This is a genomic window from Actinomadura napierensis (assembly GCF_039529375.1).
Classification (GTDB): Bacteria; Actinomycetota; Actinomycetes; order Streptosporangiales; family Streptosporangiaceae; genus Spirillospora; species Spirillospora napierensis.
The window spans coordinates 15,071-34,168 of the sequence record NZ_BAAAMR010000014.1; the positions used below are offsets into that span (position 1 = coordinate 15,071).

The 19,098-nt window shown below is 70.1% G+C and carries 22 protein-coding genes; 11 read left to right on the top strand and 11 right to left on the bottom strand.

The window, feature by feature from the left end:
* Positions 1-41: 41 nt before the first annotated feature.
* Positions 42-329, top strand: coding sequence for a DUF6401 family natural product biosynthesis protein (locus ABD296_RS10595; RefSeq protein WP_344264211.1), 288 nt, complete (start codon positions 42-44; stop codon positions 327-329).
* A gap of 88 nt (positions 330-417) precedes the next feature.
* Positions 418-1,497 carry a histidinol-phosphate transaminase gene (gene hisC, locus ABD296_RS10600; protein ID WP_344264213.1) on the top strand — a complete coding sequence of 360 codons (1,080 nt, stop codon included), beginning with the start codon at positions 418-420 and terminating at the stop codon, positions 1,495-1,497.
* A gap of 55 nt (positions 1,498-1,552) precedes the next feature.
* Here hisC and ABD296_RS10605 read toward each other — a convergent pair whose 3' ends face one another.
* The 3 genes from ABD296_RS10605 to ABD296_RS10615 form a co-directional block, all read right to left on the bottom strand.
* Positions 1,553-2,185, bottom strand: coding sequence for a hypothetical protein (locus ABD296_RS10605; RefSeq protein ID WP_344264215.1), 633 nt, complete (start codon positions 2,183-2,185; stop codon positions 1,553-1,555).
* A gap of 638 nt (positions 2,186-2,823) precedes the next feature.
* Positions 2,824-3,297 (bottom strand): hypothetical protein, encoded by a 474-nt coding sequence (locus ABD296_RS10610; protein ID WP_344264217.1) that lies wholly within the window; start codon positions 3,295-3,297, stop codon positions 2,824-2,826.
* Positions 3,297-3,776 (bottom strand): glycine-rich domain-containing protein, encoded by a 480-nt coding sequence (locus tag ABD296_RS10615; RefSeq protein WP_344264219.1) that lies wholly within the window; start codon positions 3,774-3,776, stop codon positions 3,297-3,299. The genes ABD296_RS10610 and ABD296_RS10615 overlap by 1 nt, the downstream gene beginning before the upstream one ends.
* A 219-nt stretch (positions 3,777-3,995) precedes the next feature.
* Here ABD296_RS10615 and ABD296_RS10620 point away from each other — a divergent pair, with 219 nt between their 5' ends.
* Positions 3,996-4,616 (top strand): DUF5753 domain-containing protein, encoded by a 621-nt coding sequence (locus tag ABD296_RS10620; RefSeq protein ID WP_344264221.1) that lies wholly within the window; start codon positions 3,996-3,998, stop codon positions 4,614-4,616.
* Here ABD296_RS10620 and ABD296_RS10625 read toward each other — a convergent pair.
* The 3 genes from ABD296_RS10625 to ABD296_RS10635 all read right to left on the bottom strand — a co-directional run bounded on the left by ABD296_RS10625 (position 4,613) and on the right by ABD296_RS10635 (position 6,198).
* A complete protein-coding gene (locus ABD296_RS10625) occupies positions 4,613-5,452 on the bottom strand; it encodes a DUF6879 family protein (RefSeq protein ID WP_344264223.1) in 840 nt (279 codons plus the stop codon). The genes ABD296_RS10620 and ABD296_RS10625 overlap by 4 nt on opposite strands.
* Positions 5,453-5,530: 78 nt before the next feature.
* On the bottom strand, positions 5,531-5,920 hold the full coding sequence (locus tag ABD296_RS10630; protein WP_344264225.1) for a hypothetical protein: 390 nt from the start codon (positions 5,918-5,920) through the stop codon (positions 5,531-5,533).
* Positions 5,917-6,198 (bottom strand): hypothetical protein, encoded by a 282-nt coding sequence (locus ABD296_RS10635; RefSeq protein WP_344264227.1) that lies wholly within the window; start codon positions 6,196-6,198, stop codon positions 5,917-5,919. Before ABD296_RS10635 ends, ABD296_RS10630 begins: the two co-directional genes overlap by 4 nt.
* Before the next feature lie 256 nt (positions 6,199-6,454).
* Between ABD296_RS10635 and ABD296_RS10640 the strand changes: the two genes are divergently transcribed.
* The 7 genes from ABD296_RS10640 to ABD296_RS10670 all read left to right on the top strand — a co-directional run bounded on the left by ABD296_RS10640 (position 6,455) and on the right by ABD296_RS10670 (position 10,789).
* Positions 6,455-7,324 (top strand): helix-turn-helix domain-containing protein, encoded by an 870-nt coding sequence (locus tag ABD296_RS10640; protein ID WP_344264230.1) that lies wholly within the window; start codon positions 6,455-6,457, stop codon positions 7,322-7,324.
* Positions 7,325-7,339: 15 nt separating this feature from the next.
* On the top strand, positions 7,340-7,546 hold the full coding sequence (locus ABD296_RS10645; RefSeq protein WP_344264233.1) for a DUF397 domain-containing protein: 207 nt from the start codon (positions 7,340-7,342) through the stop codon (positions 7,544-7,546).
* Positions 7,547-7,566: 20 nt separating this feature from the next.
* Entirely contained in the window at positions 7,567-7,770 is a 204-nt protein-coding gene (locus tag ABD296_RS10650; protein ID WP_344264236.1) for a DUF397 domain-containing protein, read from the top strand.
* Positions 7,771-7,834: 64 nt separating this feature from the next.
* A complete protein-coding gene (locus ABD296_RS10655; protein ID WP_344264239.1) occupies positions 7,835-8,038 on the top strand; it encodes a DUF397 domain-containing protein in 204 nt (67 codons plus the stop codon).
* Positions 8,039-8,120: 82 nt separating this feature from the next.
* A complete protein-coding gene (locus ABD296_RS10660; protein ID WP_344264242.1) occupies positions 8,121-8,603 on the top strand; it encodes a MarR family winged helix-turn-helix transcriptional regulator in 483 nt (160 codons plus the stop codon).
* 105 nt (positions 8,604-8,708) lie between these two features.
* Positions 8,709-9,806, top strand: coding sequence for an NAD(P)/FAD-dependent oxidoreductase (locus tag ABD296_RS10665; RefSeq protein ID WP_344264245.1), 1,098 nt, complete (start codon positions 8,709-8,711; stop codon positions 9,804-9,806).
* A gap of 44 nt (positions 9,807-9,850) precedes the next feature.
* Positions 9,851-10,789: an LLM class flavin-dependent oxidoreductase gene (locus tag ABD296_RS10670; RefSeq protein WP_344264248.1), complete on the top strand. Its 939-nt coding sequence runs from the start codon at positions 9,851-9,853 to the stop codon at positions 10,787-10,789.
* A gap of 24 nt (positions 10,790-10,813) precedes the next feature.
* Here ABD296_RS10670 and ABD296_RS10675 read toward each other — a convergent pair whose 3' ends face one another.
* From ABD296_RS10675 to murA, 3 genes are all read right to left on the bottom strand, one after another.
* A complete protein-coding gene (locus tag ABD296_RS10675; RefSeq protein ID WP_344264251.1) occupies positions 10,814-11,974 on the bottom strand; it encodes a DUF4185 domain-containing protein in 1,161 nt (386 codons plus the stop codon).
* A gap of 179 nt (positions 11,975-12,153) precedes the next feature.
* Positions 12,154-13,485, bottom strand: a complete 1,332-nt coding sequence (locus ABD296_RS10680) for a transcriptional regulator (protein WP_344264254.1) — start codon at positions 13,483-13,485, stop codon at positions 12,154-12,156.
* Positions 13,486-14,330: 845 nt separating this feature from the next.
* A complete protein-coding gene (gene murA / locus ABD296_RS10685; protein WP_344264532.1) occupies positions 14,331-15,617 on the bottom strand; it encodes a UDP-N-acetylglucosamine 1-carboxyvinyltransferase in 1,287 nt (428 codons plus the stop codon).
* Positions 15,618-15,890: 273 nt separating this feature from the next.
* Here murA and ABD296_RS10690 point away from each other — a divergent pair, with 273 nt between their 5' ends.
* A complete protein-coding gene (locus tag ABD296_RS10690) occupies positions 15,891-16,934 on the top strand; it encodes a suppressor of fused domain protein (protein ID WP_344264257.1) in 1,044 nt (347 codons plus the stop codon).
* Here ABD296_RS10690 and ABD296_RS10695 read toward each other — a convergent pair.
* A complete protein-coding gene (locus ABD296_RS10695; RefSeq protein ID WP_344264260.1) occupies positions 16,931-17,716 on the bottom strand; it encodes an MOSC domain-containing protein in 786 nt (261 codons plus the stop codon). The genes ABD296_RS10690 and ABD296_RS10695 overlap by 4 nt on opposite strands.
* A 15-nt stretch (positions 17,717-17,731) precedes the next feature.
* Complete coding sequence (purB, locus tag ABD296_RS10700) at positions 17,732-19,042, bottom strand: adenylosuccinate lyase (protein ID WP_344264263.1); 1,311 nt, start codon at positions 19,040-19,042, stop codon at positions 17,732-17,734.
* Positions 19,043-19,098: the final 56 nt, after the last annotated feature.

Below are 19,098 nucleotides of genomic sequence, written 5' to 3' on the forward strand. Positions count from 1 at the left end.
GATGTCGCGGGCATCCGGACGGGATTGCTAGCTTGCGACCTATGAACGGTGACTCGTCCGAAGTGCTCGGCCTGCTCGTCAGGGACATCGGGGAGGCCGGCGTCGAGGAGATGGCCGGGTCCCCGGGGCTGGCGGCGGCGGTCGACCAGCACGTCGCGAGCCTGCGCGACGAGCTGGGCGAGCCGGACGAGGACGCGCTGATGGACTACCTGCGGGCGTTCGCGGAGGAGGCGTTCAACCGCGGCTGGTGGCCGGACAGCACCCGCGACTGGGAGTTCGTCCGGATCGTCGCGGTGTGCTGGATGATGCGCGAGGCGAGCACCCCCTGACCTCGCCCGATACGTCCCGCTTTGGCCGGGGACCTGGCGTATTCCGTAGTCTTGACCCAACACCCCTGTGCATCCCTGGAGGACAACGGTGTCCGAGGCAACCACTCCGCGCTTCCGCTCCGTTCTCGACCGGTTCGTGGCCTACCGGCCGGGGAAGGTCGTGGTGTCGCCCGAGGGCCGCTCGTTCAAGCTCTCGTCCAACGAGTCGCCGGAGGGGCCGCTCCCCTCGGTGCTGGACGCGATCGGCGCGGCGGCGGCGAACGTGAACCGCTACCCCGACAACAACGCGACGGCGCTGACCGAGGCGATCGCCGGGTTCTGCGGCGTCCCGGCCGACCACGTCGCGGTGGGCTGCGGCTCGGTCGGCATGACGCAGATGCTGCTGGAGGCCGTCGCCGAGCCGGGCGCCGAGGTGGTGTACGCGTGGCGGTCGTTCGAGGCTTACCCGCTGCTGGTGTCGCTGTCGGGCGCGACGGGCGTCCAGGTGCCGCTGAAGGACGAGACGCACGACCTGCCCGCGATGGCCGACGCGATCACGGAGAAGACGCGGCTGGTCTTCCTCTGCAACCCGAACAACCCGACCGGCACCGCGGTGGGGCGCGCCGAGATCGAGGCGTTCCTCGACCGCGTCCCCGCCGACTGCCTGGTGGTGCTGGACGAGGCGTACCGCGAGTACGTCCGCGACGACGAGGTCCCGGACGGGCTCACGCTGTACGGCGACCGGCCGAACCTGGCGGTCCTGCGGACGTTCTCCAAGGCCTACGGCCTGGCCGGGCTGCGGATCGGGTACCTCGTCGCGCAGCCGGAGGTGGCGGGCGCGATCCGCAAGACGTTCCTGCCGTTCAGCGTGAACTCGGTCGCGCAGGCCGCCGGCATCGCGTCGCTGGAGGCCACGGACGAGCTGCTGGAGCGGGTCGAGCGGACCGTGAAGGAGCGCGACCGGGTGCGGGGCATGCTGCTCGCCGACGGCTGGACCGTCCCGCCGACGGAGGCCAACTTCGTGTGGCTGCGGCTCGGCGACCGGACGATGGAGTTCTCTGCCGCCTGCGACGCGGAGGGCGTGAGCGTCCGCCCGTTCGACGGTGAGGGCGCCCGCGTCTCCATCGGCTCCCCGGAGGAGAACGACGCCTTCCTGGCCGTCGCGAAGGCGTTCCCGCACCGCAACTGACGCCGCCGAGCGGGCCGTCCCGCCCCCGGAGGGACTGAACGGCCCGGTCACCGGATCAGCTCGCAGCCGCCCAGAGCTGCTCGCCGCCGCTGCCGACGAGCTGGAAGGCGGCGGTCACCGTGGCCGTGCCGGGGCAGAGGAAGGACCCGCTCTTCTTGGTCACGGTGCCGTTGGTGATCTGGGCCTGGGCCTGCGCGACCGAGGTGTCGGGACGGGTGGGGTTGTCGGGGTTGTAGCCGTTGCCGGTGAGGGTTCCGGAGTAGACGCAGCTGAGACCGAAGACGGTGGCGCCGACGGTGTAGTTGGCGACGGTGATGGTGCCGTCCTTGCCGCCGGCGACGGGCGCGTAGACCACGGAGCCGCCCGTCCAGGGCAGGCTCTGCGCGGTCACGGTCACCGAGCCGAGGCTGCTGGTGCAGCCGCTGAACGACGCCGACGTGACGTTCAGGGCGGTGCCGTCGGAGTTGATGGTGCCGTTCTGGATGGCGGACGTGCAGGTGGCGTTGCTGAGCGAGGTGACGACCGAGACGTTGCCGAGGTTGGTCGCGACGACGCCGCCGGAGTAGGCGGGGCCGGTGCTGCTGCCGCTGTGGATGGTCGTTCCGGCGGCGGACGCCGGCGCCATCGTCAGCGCGAGTACGGACGCCGAAGCGGCTCCGACGACTGCGAGCTTTCGAACACGTGACACCTGTGGCTCCCTTCGCGAGGTGTCAAGGGGGTGGCATCCGCATTAAGCACAGCTCTTCCGGGCGAATTCAAGTGCGTGACCAGATTGAGACACGCAACAGTTTCTATTAGACCGCAAGACCAATTAACGGATCAGGGCATGCGAAATCCCGCGCCCATCGAATGGCGCGTGTTCAGCAAGGGAATGGCGGGGTATGAAAAAGGCGGGGTGGCGATCACACCTCGAGCGCCGAACGCCCGGGGCGTCCAGGACGAGCGAAGACCTGCTCTGCGGAAGCCGTCCGGGGCCGCGGGTCCGCACGGATCGGCGGCAGGCGCACCGCGCCGGCCACAGCGATCGGACTTGTCGAGTGCACGGCGCGCTCCCCGGGAATCCGGATACGGCAGGAACCGGTATGAGAGCACGCGCCCAACGCCGATAACCCGCCCGGAGTCGCGCCCGGGCTCAGCGTTGATGCCTCACGTGACCGCCATGATGAACGGCGAAAGATGATCGGTCAACACCCTCCCCGCCAAACCGAATCCGGACACCCAAAAGCCCATTTCCGGCCGCCCCAACCATCCCCGAAACCCCCGTCGGACGATTGTGGTGTGCCGCCCAGGGCGGCACACCACGGCGAACGAGGAGACGGCATCTGATCAGTGGCACGGTCGGTCGGTGCCGACAACGGACAAGAACAGGATCGTCCCTCCGGCGAGCCACTGGCCGTACACGGGCCAGCACCCGGACCTGATGCTCATCAGAGCCCGCCGGTCGCGGTCCTCGCCGTTCGTCCAGTCGGGGACGGGGTTCATCGCGCTCGGGCATGCCAGCCGCCACTCGGCGATCAGCCAGTCGCGGGCGTCCTCGGCACGGTCGTGCACGGCCGCGATGAACCGAGGTGCCTTGATCAGCCAGTCGTTCGTGCGGACGGGCGGACGGTCGGGGCTGTTCACGTCGAGCGTGTCCGCCCGGCCGAGGCGATCCCACTCCTGACCGCCGCCCGACCACTTGTAGCAGTGGTAATGCGTCGGGTTCCGCACAGAGCCCTTGGCGGCGTCGGGGGCGACCCGGTGCCCCGTCGCCCCTCTCCGCCGGCCGTGACCGGACGGACCTGCACCCGACTCGGTCATCAGATGTTCTTCGGCGGTGCGCACTCGGGTGGGCAGCAGGGGTTGCGCTCGCCGTGCCAGAACTCCAGGTCGATCCGGTAGCCGGTCCGGCGCAGTTCCGGAATGGTCACTTCGAGCGTGTCACCCGACAGGATCGCCTCGTCCTGGAACGGCACGTGGTGGATGTACTGCCCGGCGTGCTCGACGCAGAACGCGGCATACGCCTGCGAGCGCAGCATGAACGCGTGCCAGGCCGGGTCGACCGGGACGGTGGGCACGATGCGCACCCACGGTCGCCCCTCCGCGCGGGCCCGGACGATCCCGGCCTGCGCCTTGAGGAAAACGAGCGCCTGCTCCACCATTCGCTCCGCGTACTCCTTGGTGACGTGCTGGTAGCGCCGCAGGTCCTCTACCAGCAGCGCGAAGACCTCAGGGGCGACGAGTTCGCGGGGGTCCTTCGCCTCGGCGGCCGTGGCCGACCGAACTTGCGTAACGGTCATCTGTCCCTCCGTGAACGGACCCGGGCATCACGCCCGGCTCGGGGTGAACTGACAACGCCACGGCGATCGCCTGAGCGACCTCCGACGCCTGGCCCGGCTGGAGAACCACCTCGGCATCACCGAGCTCGCCGCCGGCCGGGTGGTAGTGGAACTGGAGCCGTCCATCGGTCGCCCGCGCGCACGCGACCTGGACGGACCGGCCCGGCGGGCGTCGCCCGCATGTGGATCTCCTACAGGGAGGAAGCCCACAAGGTCGGACTGAACCCCACGCAAAAGCTGGGGTCCGGTGACATTTTCGAGCGGCTCAGTACATACCGCAGCTATCAGACCAAGTTGCCGCATGGGCTTCTGCAGACGAAGGCGTTCATGACGAACGTCCTGCGCGGAGTCCGCGAGGAACGGCGACTGGACGTGGACGACGTGGCCGAGGCCGTGGCAGAGCGCATGGCCAGGCAGCGCATCCTGCGCACGCGTAAACGGTTCGCGTTTCTCCTCGAAGAGGCAGCGCTTCGATATCGCATGTTCGAAGTCGAAGTGCATCGCGAGCAGCTTCTCAAGCTCCTGGACGCGGGCAGGCTGCCGTCCGTGTCGTTCGGGGTGATTCCGCAGAGCGCCGACCGAGCCGGATACCGCGTGCGTGAGTCATTCGAGATCATCGATAACGACACCGTGACCATCGAACTCTTGTCCGGATACCTGAGGCTCGACCATCCGGCCGAGGTCGCCATGTACCACCAGGCATGGAAACGCCTCAGCGCCCTCGCGGTACATGGCGATCCAGCGCGTGCGCTCATCACCGCCGCACTGGAGAATCTCAGTGAGGGAAGCGCGGAGTCCTAAGAAGGGTCACCGACGGCGGGCTTGTAATCGGCGTGAGGAACCGCTCGATCCCATGCCATCTCGAAGCCGCCCGCTATGTCACGGACGAGACGGGGGTCGGAGCTGAACGCGTAGGTCCGAGGATTGGTGTCGTCACCGCGTTGGAAGTTCCACCGGATCAGCCGGTAGTCGAAGATCCAGCAGTCTGCCGGCGGCAGCAGGAGGTCGGCCGCCCTCGTCCTCGGAAGCCACCGTATGTCCTCACCCGCGTTCACGTTCTCGACGGTGCAGTCGTACTCCCATCTCATGTACTCGCTCAGCGGTTCGGACACGATCCGCACCCGCCGCCACCGCACGCCACGGGCCACGGCTCCCCGGACGATGTCGAGCCAGTTCCCCCAGTCGAACGTTGAGATGTCGCCGGTCGCTTTCCAGGCTGCGAAACCTTCCACGGTGTGGTCATAGGCGTCTCGCATTTCCAGCCGGATCACCGACCGGGTCACACCCTCGATCAGGTACTCGAAGGACGGCTGCCCCGGCCCCTGCCGGCCCTTGTCGTAGGTGCCGTCGATGGCCTCACGGATGACGGGGAACAGCCTGTCGGGCACCCACACGTCGGACTCGTCCTCACCCTTGCCGATGTCGGTGTTGAGTTCACCGATCAGCGCCGGGTCGTTGACGGTCTTGCCGCGGATGTAGGCGCCGTCCGGTACCCGCCAGACCGCCGGGCACTCGCCGGTCTGGGACTCGGGGTCCCCGCCGACGAAGTCAACCTGATGTGGATCAACACGATCCATTGCTCGTCCTCTCCGTTTGGGACGCAGGGCGGTGACGCGTCCAAGCGCCGTGAGCGACACCGAGGATGGCCCTGGACACCATGCGTGGCCGAATCATCACCCTGTGGCGATATCGAGGTCCAGGGGTTTCACTGTGTTTCACACCCGAAAAGCGCTCGCTGTCTCGCCGCCGGCGAAGAGCCGCCGGACGGCCCTGATGAGTCGGCGCCATGACTCTTCCGGCCGGTCGAGCGGGGCCGGGACACCGGATCTCCTACAAGAGCACGGGGCGGCGGGCGGGTTCCCGATCCGTTCGGGGAGTTCGAGCGGTTCCGGGCGGGCGAGGGCGAGGCGGAGGCGGATGCAGGCGATGAGCCCATGCGGGTCCTTGAACTCTCGCAACTCGCCGTCGAGCAGCACCCAGTACGACCCGGTGAACTCGCCCGCCCACGCCGTGACGCCGGGGTACAAGCGGCGGACCTCCGCGAGTACGACGTCCGGATCGATCTGCGTCGCCGCCCAGGGGCTGTGAACGCCGGCCGCGATCACGACCGGCCCCGGCCGAAGCCCTGCGCGATCGCCTCGGCGAGCGCGACCCGCTGGAAGACCTGGTTCTGGACGTCGCAGAGGATCACCAGCTCCGCCACGGTCCCGGCCGTGATCTCCTCCAGGCAGCCGCATCCGAGCTGATAGTCGGACACGCGGTCCAAGCGGCGCGCAACGAGTCGCCGCTCGATCCGTTCGGTATGCCATCCCGGGCACAGATCGCCCAGGACGACGCCACCGCCGTCGTTCGCCTCGTCCGCCGCCGCCCTCGCGTCTACCATGGCTGACGCCTCCTCCTTCGTGGGGATGGAAGCCGCGCGGTCGAGGGAGGGTTCCAATCTCAGCCTCGACCGCGCGGTGGTCTGTGTGGGTACTACCTCCCGTTTTCGCTCTCCGTGCGCGCAACACTACGAGTGGTAGCACATCCATAGAGTGACGCAATAGAATTCTATTTGCAAGGTGCATGTGACGCTCCGTGCTTGATCGTTTCCCTGGGGGCGAGGCGTCGGCATGATGTCGGGCGAAGGAGGCAAAGCTGTGACGCAAGGCGAGAGCCCGACCGTCGGCCGTCTGCTACTCGGCATCCGCTTGCGGGAGGTCCGACAGCGAAAGGGCGTGTCGGCCGAAGAGGCGGCGAACCACATCACGCGGGCCGCATCCGCGATCACGAGATTCGAGAAGGGGCGCACAGGCGTCCCGGCGACCGTCCTGCGTAAGCTCCTGGACCTGTACGAGGTGAGCCCGGAGGATCGTGACACGTTGACCCTGCTCGCTCGCCGAGCCCGGCAACGCGGCTGGTGGCATCAGTTCGGTGACGTTCTCCCGATGGGCTTCGAGACGTACATCGGGCTTGAATCCGAAGCGTGCGAGTTGCGTAACTATGAATGCCAGGTGGTTCCAGGACTCTTGCAGACCGAGCGCTACGCCGAGGCGCTGATGCGAGCCGAGCCGCACGTGGCGACAGAGGAAGAAGTCGGACGGCGAGTCCAAGCTCGCATGGCACGCAAGGCGATCTTGACGCGTGACGGGCCTGCGCATCTGTACGCCGTACTCGATGAAGCGGTCCTGCGTCGACGGGTCGGCGGGCGGGAAGTCATGCACGAGCAACTCGTCCACCTCGTCGAACAGGCCCAGCGGCGCAACATCATGATCCAGATCCTGGTGAACGAGGTCGGCGCCCATGCGGCGATGTTCGGGGCCTTCATGCTGCTATCGCTTGACCTCGGAGAGTCCGTTCCGTCCGAGTATGCTTACTTGGAGCACAGAACGGGTTCTCTGCTGCTCGACAAGCGGCAGGAGACCGCCGCGTACCGTTCATGCTTTGACGAAGTGCGCGGTGAGGCGCTTGACCGTGACGCGTCGGTGAACCTCCTCGCGGCTATCGCGGACGAGTACAGGATGAAATAAGGGGATGGGGGCCGGATGCCGGCACATGACCAGTCCCGGGCCGGCTGGCGGACGAGCAGTCACAGTTCGACGAACGGCGGCCAGTGCATTGAGGTCGCGGCGCTTCCGGGGCGCATCGGCGTGCGGGACTCGAAGAACCCTGAAGGTGCAAGGCTCGTCTTCGGGCTCGCCGAGTGGCGCGTGTTCATGCGCCGGATCAGATCCGGCGAGCTGGGTTGCTGAGCCGTCGTCCAGGAGGGTCGATGTTCGGTGACCTGGCGTGTGCTGTTTGGCGCAAGTCCAGTCGGAGCGCTCAAGCCGATCAGCACTGTGTTGAGGTCGCCGGCGTGGCCGGTGCCGTTGCGGTGCGCGACAGCAAGGATCCGGACGGGCCGAAGCTGGTCTTCGGGGTCGCCGCATGGCGTGCGTTCGTGCGTTGCGCCGCGTCCAGCGGGTTGGACTGCTGAGGGTTCAGGCGGGAGTTCGGTGGGCTGGCGAGCTGAAGCTTTTCCGGACAGGAGTTGCGTGCCGATGTCTCTTGATTTGAGCCGGGCTGTCTGGCGTAAGAGCACGCACAGTGGCACTGGTAACGACACCTGCGTTGAGGTTGCCGGTCTGCCCGGTGCCGTCGCCGTCCGGGACTCGACCGACCCGGACGGGCCGAAGCTGGTCTTCGGGGTCGGGGCTTGGCGTGCGTTCGTGCGGGGGGTCTCGTCCGGTGGAGTGGATGGCTAGGGCGGCGGCCGTATCGGGGGCGCTGGGGCGGGCATAGTTCGTCGCGCGAATTATGGTGGGTTTCCGGTGTTAGCCTGGGGTTGTGGCTAAGGATGATGATGGCCGGATCGGGGTCGTGGCCGCGCTTGTGCGGTCCTCTTTCCTGGTGGACGCCGTGTACGCGGCGTCGGCCCGCGAGTACGGGCTGACCCAGCAGCAGGGGCAGTTGCTGTGCGTGCTGATGGGGCGGTCGTACGGCATGACCGAGCTGGGCGCGACGCTGGGGCTGGCGAAGTCGAGCCTCACCGGCCTGGTGGACCGCACCGAGCGCAACGGCCTGGTGCGACGTGAGCCGGACCCCAGGGACACGCGCGCGGTGCGGGTCGCGCTGACCCCGCGGGGCGCCGCGCTCGTGGACGAGTTCTACGCCGAGACGTGCCGGCGGATCGACGAGCTGCCGTCCGGGCTCGGCCCGCAGGAGCGCGAGACGCTCGCCGAGCTGCTCGGCCGCGTCGTGCTGGACAACGAGGTCCCGGTGGTCTTCAAGGAACCGGACGAGGGGGCCGCCGCCGGGCATCCGGGCTGACATCGCGGAATAACCGCTCCAGCGGCACCGCTTGTTGTTCGTAGTGCGAACTGCTACCGTTCGTACTACGAACAACAAGCTTTTTGCTATGGGAGTGGTGTCGTCATGAGTCGTACTGTCGCGGTCATCGGCGGAGGTTACGGGGGCGCGTCGGTCGCCAAGGCGTTGCAGTCCGAGGCCGACGTCGTCCTCATCGACCCGCGGGACGCGTTCGTCAACGCGGCGGCGTCGCTGCGGGCGCTGACCCGGCCCGACTGGGCCGCCAGCATGTTCTTCCCCTTCGAGACGCTGCTCACCGAGGGCGGCCGGGTGGTCCGCGACCGCGCGGTCTCCGTCGACCCCCGCGGTGTCACCCTGGCGTCCGGCGGGCGCGTCGATGCGGACTACCTGGTCCTGGCCACGGGATCCAGCTACGCCTATCCCGCCAAGCCCGGTTCCGACACGGTCGACGAGGCGCTGGACGACCTCCGCCGGACCCACAAGGAACTGCGCGAGGCGGGCCGGGTGCTGATCCTCGGCGCCGGCCCGGTCGGCCTGGAACTGGCCGGGGAGATCAAGGAGGTCTGGCCGGACAAGCGCATCACCGTGGCCGACCCGGCCGCAGAGCTGCTGCCCGGCTTCCGGCCCGAGGTTGTCGAGGACCTGCGCCGCCAGCTCGACGGGCTGGGCATCGACCTGCGCCTCGGCACCGCCCTGGCCGCGCCGCCGAGCACCGGGCCCGGCGAGGCCGGCGCCTTCACCGTCACCACCGCCGGCGGCGAGCAGATCGCCGCCGACATCTGGTTCCGCGCCTTCGGCGTGAGCACCAACAGCGGCTACCTCGCCGACGGCGGCCTCACGACCCCGACACCGCAGGGCCGGGTGCCCGTGACCGAGTTCCTCAACGTCAAGGGGCACGACCACGTCTACGCGGTCGGTGACATCACCGACGTCGCCGAGGCGAAGATGGCCGGCTGGGCGATGCGGCACGCGGAGGTCGTCGTGCAGAACATCAAGGCCCAGCTGAATGGCGACCGCCCCACGGCCACCTACGAGCCGCTGCCGTTCCCGATGATGCTGCTCCCGCTCGGCACGCGTGGCGGCGTCGGGCAGCTGCCGTCGCCGGACGGCCCGTCCGTCGCCTCGCCCGCGATGGTCGCCGAGTACAAGGGCACCGACCTGTTCACCGGCCGCTTCATCGAGCAGTTCGGCCCCACGGCTTGAAGCCGGCGGCATCCCGATCTCATCGAACGAAAGAAGGCAGAGCCATGTCCGCACACGACGTCGTCTTCGGTTTCGGCGCGCACAGCACCTTCGGCGACCGTCCCGCGCTGATGCGCATGGTCCAGCAGGCCGACCGCGACGGCCTGGACCTCTTCTCGCTGTCGGACCACCCCTACATCGGCGAGCGCCTGGACGCCTACGCGACCATCGGCTTCCTCCTCGGCCGCACCGACCGCATCGCGGGCTTCGCCAACGTCACCAACCTGCCGACCCGGCCCGCCCCCATGCTGGCGCGGACGGTCACGACGCTCTCGGAGCTGTCGGACGGACGCGTCGTCCTCGGCATGGGCGCGGGCGGCCTGTGGGACCGGATCACCGACATGGGCGTGGCGCGGCTCTCCCCGGCCGACGCCGTCGACGCGTTCGAGGAGGCGATCGTCCTGGTCAAGAAGCTCTCCGATGGCGGCTCGCCCGTCACCTACAAGGGCGATCACTACCAGGTGAACGAGATCGCGCCGGCTCCGGCGGCCGCGCCGCCGGTGTGGACCGGCTCGGTCGGCCGCAAGTCGCTGGCCGCCACCGGGCGGGTCGCCGACGGCTGGCTCCCCGGCCACGCGGCCGACTGGCTCAGCGAGCGGTACCGGACGTCGCGGCCGGTCATCGACGAGGCAGCGGCCGAAGTGGGCCGCGACCCGCGCGAGATCCGCACGGTCTTCAACTTCCCCGGACGCATCACCGACCGGCCGCTGCCCGCCACCCGTGAAGCCGACGGCCGCTGGATCGGCGGATCCGCGGACCAGTGGACCGAGGAGTTGACCGGCGCGGTGCTGGAGCACGGCGCGTCCGGCTTCATGCTCTTCTCGCCCGAGGGCGGAACGCCGGACGAGACGTCGCTCGGCCGCTGGGCGAGAGAGATCGTCCCGGCCGTCCGCGAGGCGGTCGCGAAGGAGACCGGCGGTGCCGAGGCCCGCGCGGGCCGGTGACGAGGCCGGTGGCGCGGGCCGGGCTCAGGACGCCATGTACACCCGGTACTGCATGAACCGGTAGTTCGTCGGGTCGTACCACTGGCTGACGATGATGTGGAAGTTGCCGAACGTCGAGCCGGGGACGACGAACCCGCCGTACGGGGCGGTGACGACGTTGGCCACCTGCGCCTGCGCCGGTCCGTTGACGATCATCGTCTGCTCCAGTGTCCGCGTCAGGTCGGAGGTCGGCAGCGCGAAGACCATGGCCCGGATCGTCGCCGTCGCGGCGTCCAGCCAGGTGAGGACGTACTTGCCGTCCATGGCGCGGAAGCAGATCTCGCCGTAGCGGCGGTCGGCCATGACCGTCGTCGGAGGCGCGCCCCAGCGCCAGCCGCCGTCGTAGCCCCACGGCTCGTAGGCGCCGGGGTCGCCGAGGGCGTCCTGGCGGACCCGGTGCAGCAGCAGCCCCGAGTCCCGGTCGCGGTTGAAGACCGAGGACAGGACGTAGCAGTACCCGTCGTCGGCGACGGCGTAGGTCTTCTGCTGGAACTGCCCGCCGTGCATGTCACCCGGCCACTGGCACAGGTACTCCCACGTCTCGCCGTTGTCGAACGAGCGCCAGAAGTCGGTGTGGTGGGTGTCGTAGATGACGCCGCGCATCAGGTGCATGTACATCACGCCGTTGACGACGAACGCGTCGGACGGGATCGCCGTCGTGAACCTGCCGTCGCCGACCGGGTTGTGCGGCTCGTCGACGAGGCTCCGGGCGTTGGATCCGCCGACGCTCCCGTCGATGCGCAGGTTGTTGACGTCCCCGTTGCCGGAGCGGAGGCCCGCGGGCGCGCGCCAGTACGAGGGTTCGCCGGGGCCGGGGACATGCGGGCCGTCGAAGGTGTCGCCGCAGACGAACAGCATGGTGCCGTCGGGGCACCGGACGGGGATGCCGAGGTCGGTCCACGGCGCGTTGAACGGGCCGGTCTCGGCGGGCCCGCTGAGGTTCTTGACCTTGACCGCGATCGTCGGGCTGGTCGGGTCGCCCGGGTTGCCGGCCGGTGCGGCGGCCGCCTCCCGGTTCCGGCCGAGTTCGCCCCAGGTCGCGCCGGCGATTCCCGCCCCGACCGCGACGCCTGCGCCGATCCTGAGGAGCCCGCGGCGGGTGTACCCGCCGGGCGTCGTGCCGTTCGCGTCCGATGACCCTGCCATCCGCCGCCGCCTTCCGTCAGTGTGCTGGGAGCCGGTCCCGGCGCCGGCCGCGGCGCCAGAACCAAAAGAACACTGATGTCTGTTTTACAGCACGACGGTGCCGGGCGCCAGAGCAGGGGCGACCGGCGGGCGGCCCGCACCGCCTCGGTCGACGGAGAGGGGAGACGGCGGGCGGGCGCTCAGCCGGACTTGGCGGGGTTGCCGAGCTTCTCGACGATCAGCCGGTACAGCTGGCGGGGACGGCCCGGCTGCGGCGTGCGGTTCGGCGGCAGCGGCCAGGCGAGGCCCTCCTCGACCAGGGTGCGCAGCAGCCGGCGGGCGGTGCGCGGGGTGACGCCGAGCATCTTGCCGGCGTTCTCGGCGTCCACGATCAGCGGCTGCTCCTGGTCGCCGAGCTTGTCGGCGAGGCGCGCGAGGATCTCCAGCCCCTTCGGCTTGGCCTGCGGCTGGCTGCGCGGCGGGGTGCGCGGCGCCGGGACGAGGGCGCGGCCGTCCCGGTCGAGCGCGAAGCCCTGGGCGCGCTGGGAGCTCTGCGAGCGGGCGAGCGCGGCGCGCGCGTGGTTCTCCGCCTCGTGCGCGGTGCGCCCCATCCCGATGCCGACCTCGATGGCCAGGCCCAGCTCCTCGCGGACGCGCTCGACGAACGGCGGGGTGCGGAAACCCTCGGTGGTCGAGGTGACCGAGCCGCGCGTGGCGATGACGAGATAGCTGTGGTCGTCCAGCGGCCACACCGACGCGTTCATCCGGTGCGCCTCCTGGAGCAGGACGCGGTGCAGCGCGAGCTTCAGCTCGTCGCGCCAGTAGCGGGGCGTGACGCGGCGCGGGGTCTCGCGCAGGGTCGGGACGTCCACCAGCACGACGACGAGCTGCGACTCCTCCAGCCGGTGGTGGGCGCCGAGGAGCGCGGCGGTCTGCAGGGAGCTGCGGATGGCGGCGCCGGTCGGGCGGACCCGGATGGTCGGCACCCCGGCCATCTCCATCCGCTCGGCGGTGGCGTGGACGCAGGTCATCGCGACGGTGGTCGCGCCGCGCCGCCACAGCCGCTCGTGGAAGGCGGCGAGCGTGCCGGGCCCGGCGGCCTCCTCGCGCAGGTGCACCTGCTCGGTGCCGAGGCTGATCTCGGCGTAGGCCTCCTCGACCTCGGCGCGGCCGAGCACGTCGATGCTGACCCGGGACGGGTCGAAGCGCTCGTCGAGGGAGGCGCGCAGCAGCGCGCCCTGCAGCGCGGCGCCGTTCAGCGGCACGTAGGTGGCGGGCATGGTGAGCACGCCGGCCTTGCGCGCGAAGTCGTACGGGACGGGGCTGGCGAACAGGCACACGTCCACCCCCGACCCCAGCCGGACGACCTTGTCGGCCGCCTCCTGCTCGTCGCGGTAGGCGGCGGCCACCAGCCGGCTCGGCACCGGAGTGGGGCCGTGCCCCATCAGCATGACCCGCTCGACCAGGTCATGGGGGCCGACGACGCCGATGGTGAGATCCGGCGTGACCGAGCCCGTTCGTGCCGCCGTCATCGATGATCGCTCGCTTCCGGTCCATCCTCTCGGGGGCACGGCCCCGGCCACGCGTTCGCGCACGCTCCGCCCAACGGTCGTCTCATGGCTTGTCGCCCCTGCCTTCTGACCCAGCACCGCAGTTCCCGTGCGATTCGTTCCTCAGTGGGCAGATCGGGTCAGGGCGGCGATGTGTGACGCCCAGACGCGAAATCGAATCAAGAGTGCGGCGAAAAAGTAACCTACGCGACCCCCTGGTCAGTAATTTGTCACCAATCGGTCAGTCTTGATCCTGCATCTTCGGACGTCCGAAGTTGAAAAACAAGACCCGAAAACACCGCAGGGGCCTCCTCGGGGCGCTAGGGCGCACTGAGGAGACCCCTGCGGAGTCCGTTTGGTTTACGCGCGGGCCGAAACCTGATCGACCCGGTGCCGGCCGGCCCGGAAAGACGAGTGATCCGGGCGGACGGCCCTGACGCCCCGCTCCGGTGATTTTTTACCGGCCCGGGAAGCGGTCGGCTCTAGATCGTTCCATGCCGCTTTTCCGCTGATCAGCGGGCCGCCCGTCCCGGCAGGTGAGGGACCGCGGCGCCGCTCTGGGTAACCGGACGGTGACGGACAGCCCACCGATTTCCTGTCATGCTGTGACAAGGCCGGTCAGAGACCACTCCTGATTGGGTCAGGAGCAAGGCCACATGCGGCCGATTCGACCGCCCGGAATGACCGCTCAGTCAGCAGACCGGCCCGGCGGGAGTCCCGCCGGGCCGGTCGCATGCTCTGCCGTTTGCAAGGGACGTCCCCCTGCGCTTCCGGAGGACGACTCTCCGTCGCCTTCCGCTCCGCTGGAGCTCCGCTCCAGGCGCCGGTCAGTCCGCTTCGCGGACGATGTCGGCGCCGAGCTGGGAGAGGCGCTCGGCGGTGTGCGCGTGCCCGCGGTCCAGGTAGTAGGCCGAGGTGATCGTCGTCTCGCCCTCGGCGGCCAGGCCCGCCAGCACCAGCGCGCTGCCGCAGCGCAGGTCGTGCGCCTCCACCTCGGCGCCGCGCAGCCCGCGCGGACCGTTCACCTTCGCGCGGTTGCCGTCGACCTCGATGTCGGCGCCCATCTTGCGCAGTTCGTCGGCCAGCTTGAACCGGCCGTCGAAGATCCGCTCGTAGATGTAGGACGGGCCCTCGGCCAGGCAGGACAGCGCCATGATCGGCGACTGCAGGTCGGTGGCGAAGCCCGGGTACTCGTCGGTGATCACGTTGATCGGGCGGAGCGTGCGCTCCCGGCGGACCTGCAGGACCGCGCCCTGCTGGTGGAACTCCACGCCCATCTGCTCGAGCTTGTCGGCCGCGACGCCGAGGTGCTCCAGGGTGGCGCCGACAAGGTTCAGGTCGCCGCCGGTGATCGCGGCGGCCATCACGAACACGCCCGCGTCGATCCGGTCGGGCATCACGGTGTGCTCGACGGCGGTCAGCTCGTCCACGCCCTCGACGGTGATGAACCCGGTGCCGCCGCCGCTGATCTTCGCGCCCATCGCCTGCAGGATGGCGATGTTGTCCAGCACCTCCGGCTCCAGCGCCGCGTTCTTGATCAGCGTGGTGCCGTGCGCCAGCGCCGCCGCCATGATCAGGTTCTCGGTGCCGGTGTGCGACGGGGTGTCGCAGTAGAGCGTCCCGCCGCGCAGGTCGCCGGCCTTGATGTGGATGATGCCGTCGCCGTTGTCGGCCACGTGCTCGGTGACCGTGGCGCCCATCCGCTTGAAGCCGTTGTAGTGGAAGTCCAGGTTGCGGCTGCCGAGGTTGCAGCCGCCGACGCCCTCGATGACCGCCTCGCCCAGCCGGTGCAGCAGCGCCGGGACGAACAGGAACGAGCCGCGGAACCGGGAGGCGATGTCGGCCGGCAGCACCGGGCTGGTGAGCGAGGAGGCGTCGATCACGAGCGTCCGCTCGGTCTCGTGCAGCTCGGCCTTGGCGCCGACCGCCCGGGCGAGCTCCACCGCCCGCCGCACGTCCTCGATGATCGGAACGTTCCGGAGCACCGTGCGGCCCCGCGAGGCCATCAGTGAGGCGCCGATCATCGGCAGGACGGCGTTCTTGGCGCCCTGCACGAAGACGGTGCCGTGCAGCTGCCGGCCGCCGCGCACGCGATACCGAACCTCGTGGCCCATGCTCATTCCGCCATATCTCCTTTGAAACGCGGTTAAGGTGCCTGCCCGATGAAGGTGGGACCACGGGGGCCGGGCGCGCCGAACGGTCCCGCTGCGCCAACGCGACCCCAGTAAACCACCGGACCGGGGATGGGGTGTCCGACTGCGCCACCCTCGCGCCAGTCTGCTCGGTGAGACCCCCAGAGCGTCCCAAAGGTTCGCATTCCACGGGAAAATCCGAGCCGAGGCGGAGCGCGGGACGGGTGCCGCCGGCGGGGTCTAGGGTGATCGTCCATGGACGACACGCCCGGCTGGGACGCCATCGACGCCGCGCTGCGCCCCCTCTACGGGGACGTCCCGCCGTACCACCTGGGCACCGTGGTCAAGTGGGCGCTGGGCGGCCCCGACCCGCTCGACGGCATCAGCGTCTACGCCCGGACCGAGCCGGTGCCGCACTGGCACTTCGTCTCGTACGGGATGTCCGAGCTGTACGCCAAGGAGTCCGCCGACCCCGACGAGTCGGGCTGGGGATTCGAGTTCACGTTCCGGCTCGCCCGCGACCCGGCGGACGCCGAGCCGCCGGCCTGGCCGGCGAACCTGCTGCAGAACTTCGCCCGGTACGTGTTCGGCTCGGGCAACTGGTTCGAGCCCGGGCACCACATGGACGTCAACGGCCCGATCGCCGCCGACCGCGAGGACTCCGACATCCGCGCCGTCGCGTTCGTCACCGACCCGGAGCTGGGCGAGATCGGCACGCCGCACGGCCGGGTCCGGTTCCTGCAGGTCGTCGGGCTCGCGACCGAGGAGTACGAGGCGGTCCGGCAGTGGGATGCGACGGCGCTCCTGCGCGCGCTGGAGCCGTACCTGCCGCTGTTCGTCACCGACATCGACCGCCGATCGCTGCTCGCGGACCCCGAGCTGGCCCGTACCGTCCGCGAAGGCATCGCGCGGGACGGGTCGAGCAGCGGCGCCCTGTACGTCACCACGGCGCACTGGGAGCTGGACGGCGGTTCCACAACGCTGCGCATCGGCGCGCTGCAGGCGGAGGCGATCGCGCAGTCGCTGCTGGGGCGCCTGCCGTTCGGCCGGACGCTGCTCCTGCAGACCGAGGACACGCGGCTCACGTTCCACCCGGCCGGCGCGTACGCGGTCGTGGAACCGGAGGAGGGCCGGCTCGAGGTCGCCGTCCCGCCGGAGGGGCTGGACGGCGTCGTCGCCGCGCTCCGCCCGGTCGCGGGCCGCACGCCGGTCCCGTCGCTGCCCGGCCTGACCGTCGAGATCGTCCCGACCCGCATGCGCGACGGCTACGGCGACGAGACCGGCGAAGTCGTCGGCTAGTCCCGCCGTTCGAGGATCTCGACCGGGTCGCCGAGCGCGAGGGTGCCGAGCGTACGGGGAACGGCGTTCTGGCCGAACCGGATGCCCCGGTCGATGGTCCGGTAAGACGCCAGGGTCCGCAGCGGCTCTCGGCCGCGCTCGCCGGTCTCCTGGTCGGTCGTGGTGATGACGCACCGCGCGCACGCCTTGACCATCTCGATGACGGTCTCCCCGATGCGCAGCAGGCGCACGGAGTCCTCCGCGTAGGCGCCGAGGCCCTCGACGACCAGGCTCGGACGGAACCGGTTCATCGGCAGCGGCTCGTCCAGCCGGGCGTTCAGGTCGGCGAGGGACTCGGCGGAGACGACCAGCAGCGGGTACCCGTCGGCGAACATCAGCTCGCCGCCGCCCCGCGACGTGGCGCGGTGCCCGGTGAAGCGGACCAGCCGGCAGTCGGTGTCCAGCAGCGCCGAGAACCAGCCGGCGGCCTCGTCGCCCTGGTCGACGCCCTGGACCTCGTGCCGGTGCACCGTCACGTCGAGCACCTCGCCGTTGTCCACAGCCTTGTGGACGAGCGGGGAGGTGCCGGGCGCGTCCACCGTCAAGACCTCGCCGTCGTAGGACGGGCGCATCAGCGCCATCCCGGCGAGGTCCCGCTGCGACAGGAACCGGCCCGAGGGCGCGGCCAGCATGAACTCCCGGTCGTGGGGAAGGCCCCTGGACGTCAGCACGGCGCTGCGCAGCGCGGTGCCGCCGCCGCTCTTGAGGGGGTAGGCGTTCAGCTCGGTCAGGGTGGCCGTCACGGTCGCTCCGGGGTGCTAGGCCAGCATGGCCAGGCGGTCGAAGACGCCGTCGAGGCGCTTCACGAAGCGCTCGGGACGGCACACCTCGTCCAGCCGCGCCTCGTCCAGGGCGAGGCCCGCTTCGGCGGCGTGCTTGCGGAGCGTCTCCCGGAACGGGACGCCCGTCTCCCACGTCTCCATCGCGGCCTTCTGGACCAGCGGGTACGCCTCGTCGTCGCGGGACATGCCCGCCTCGACCAGCTCCAGCAGGACGGTCGAGGTGTAGATCAGGCCGCCCGTGGACTCCAGGTTCGCCGTCATCCGCGCCTCGTCCACGACGAGGCCCGACATCAGCCGGTTCGTCAGGTTCAGCATGTAGTCGAGCGCGATGGACGCGTCCGGCAGCGCGATCCGCTCCGTCGACGAGTGCGAGATGTCGCGCTCGTGCCACAGCGGGATGCCCTCCAGCACCGGGACGATCTGCCCCCGCACGATCCGCGCCATCCCGGCGAGCCGCTCGGAGATGATCGGGTTCTTCTTGTGCGGCATCGCCGACGAGCCCTTCTGGCCCTTGCCGAACGGCTCCCACAGCTCGCGGACCTCGGTGCGCTGCCCGTGCCGGACCTCCAGCGCGACCGCCTCGCACACCGTCGCCGTGATCGCCAGCGCCGAGACCCACTCGGAGATGCCGTCGCGCATCACGACCTGCGTCGACACGTCCGCGCTCTTCAGCCCGAACTTGCGCGCGACGTGCAACTCGACGGCCGGGTCGATGTTGGAGTACGTCCCGACCGCCCCGGAGATCGCCATCACGCCGACCGCCTCGCGGGCGCGGCGCAGCCGGTCCCGCGAGCGCGCCATCGCGAACGCGAAGTCGGCGACGCGGTGCCCCCACACGTCCGGCTCGCCGTGGATGCCGTGCGTCCGGCCGACCCGCAGCGTCGCCCGGTGCGCCAGCGCGTGGTCGCGCAGCGTCGCGACCAGCGTGTCCGCCTTCGCCAGCAGGATGTCGGTCGCCTCGACGAGCTGCAGCGCGAGCGCCGTGTCCAGCAGGTCGGACGAGGTCATGCCGAAGTGGACGTACCGGGCCGCCTCGCGCGGCTCGGTGTTGTCCGCCCACGCCGACAGGAAGGCGATCACGTCGTGCTGCGTGACCGCCTCGATCGTGTGCACGGCCTCCGGCGTCGGCGGCGGCGCCTTGCGCACCGGCTCCACCACCTCCGGCGGGATCGTCCCGGCCTCGGCGTGGGCCTCGACCACCAGGGTCTCGACCTGACACCACAGCTCGTATTTGTGCGCGTCGCTCCAGACGCGTCCCATCTCCGGAAGTGTGTACCGCTCGATCACGAAGTTGATTCTCCCATCTGCCCAGGGGGACGACCCCCTGGACCCCCGCTGCGCTC

Coding starts and splice junctions, on each gene's coding strand:
- ABD296_RS10595 (WP_344264211.1), top strand. CDS start 42: ATGAACGGTGACTCGTCCGAAGTGCTCGGCCTGCTCGTCAGGGACATC.
- ABD296_RS10610 (WP_344264217.1), bottom strand. CDS start 3,297: ATGACCGAGTCGGGTGCAGGTCCGTCCGGTCACGGCCGGCGGAGAGGG.
- ABD296_RS10615 (WP_344264219.1), bottom strand. CDS start 3,776: ATGACCGTTACGCAAGTTCGGTCGGCCACGGCCGCCGAGGCGAAGGAC.
- ABD296_RS10620 (WP_344264221.1), top strand. CDS start 3,996: ATGTGGATCTCCTACAGGGAGGAAGCCCACAAGGTCGGACTGAACCCC.
- ABD296_RS10635 (WP_344264227.1), bottom strand. CDS start 6,198: ATGGTAGACGCGAGGGCGGCGGCGGACGAGGCGAACGACGGCGGTGGC.
- ABD296_RS10645 (WP_344264233.1), top strand. CDS start 7,340: ATGCCGGCACATGACCAGTCCCGGGCCGGCTGGCGGACGAGCAGTCAC.
- ABD296_RS10650 (WP_344264236.1), top strand. CDS start 7,567: ATGTTCGGTGACCTGGCGTGTGCTGTTTGGCGCAAGTCCAGTCGGAGC.
- ABD296_RS10655 (WP_344264239.1), top strand. CDS start 7,835: ATGTCTCTTGATTTGAGCCGGGCTGTCTGGCGTAAGAGCACGCACAGT.
- ABD296_RS10665 (WP_344264245.1), top strand. CDS start 8,709: ATGAGTCGTACTGTCGCGGTCATCGGCGGAGGTTACGGGGGCGCGTCG.
- ABD296_RS10670 (WP_344264248.1), top strand. CDS start 9,851: ATGTCCGCACACGACGTCGTCTTCGGTTTCGGCGCGCACAGCACCTTC.
- ABD296_RS10675 (WP_344264251.1), bottom strand. CDS start 11,974: ATGGCAGGGTCATCGGACGCGAACGGCACGACGCCCGGCGGGTACACC.
- ABD296_RS10680 (WP_344264254.1), bottom strand. CDS start 13,485: ATGACGGCGGCACGAACGGGCTCGGTCACGCCGGATCTCACCATCGGC.
- murA (WP_344264532.1), bottom strand. CDS start 15,617: ATGGGCCACGAGGTTCGGTATCGCGTGCGCGGCGGCCGGCAGCTGCAC.
- ABD296_RS10690 (WP_344264257.1), top strand. CDS start 15,891: ATGGACGACACGCCCGGCTGGGACGCCATCGACGCCGCGCTGCGCCCC.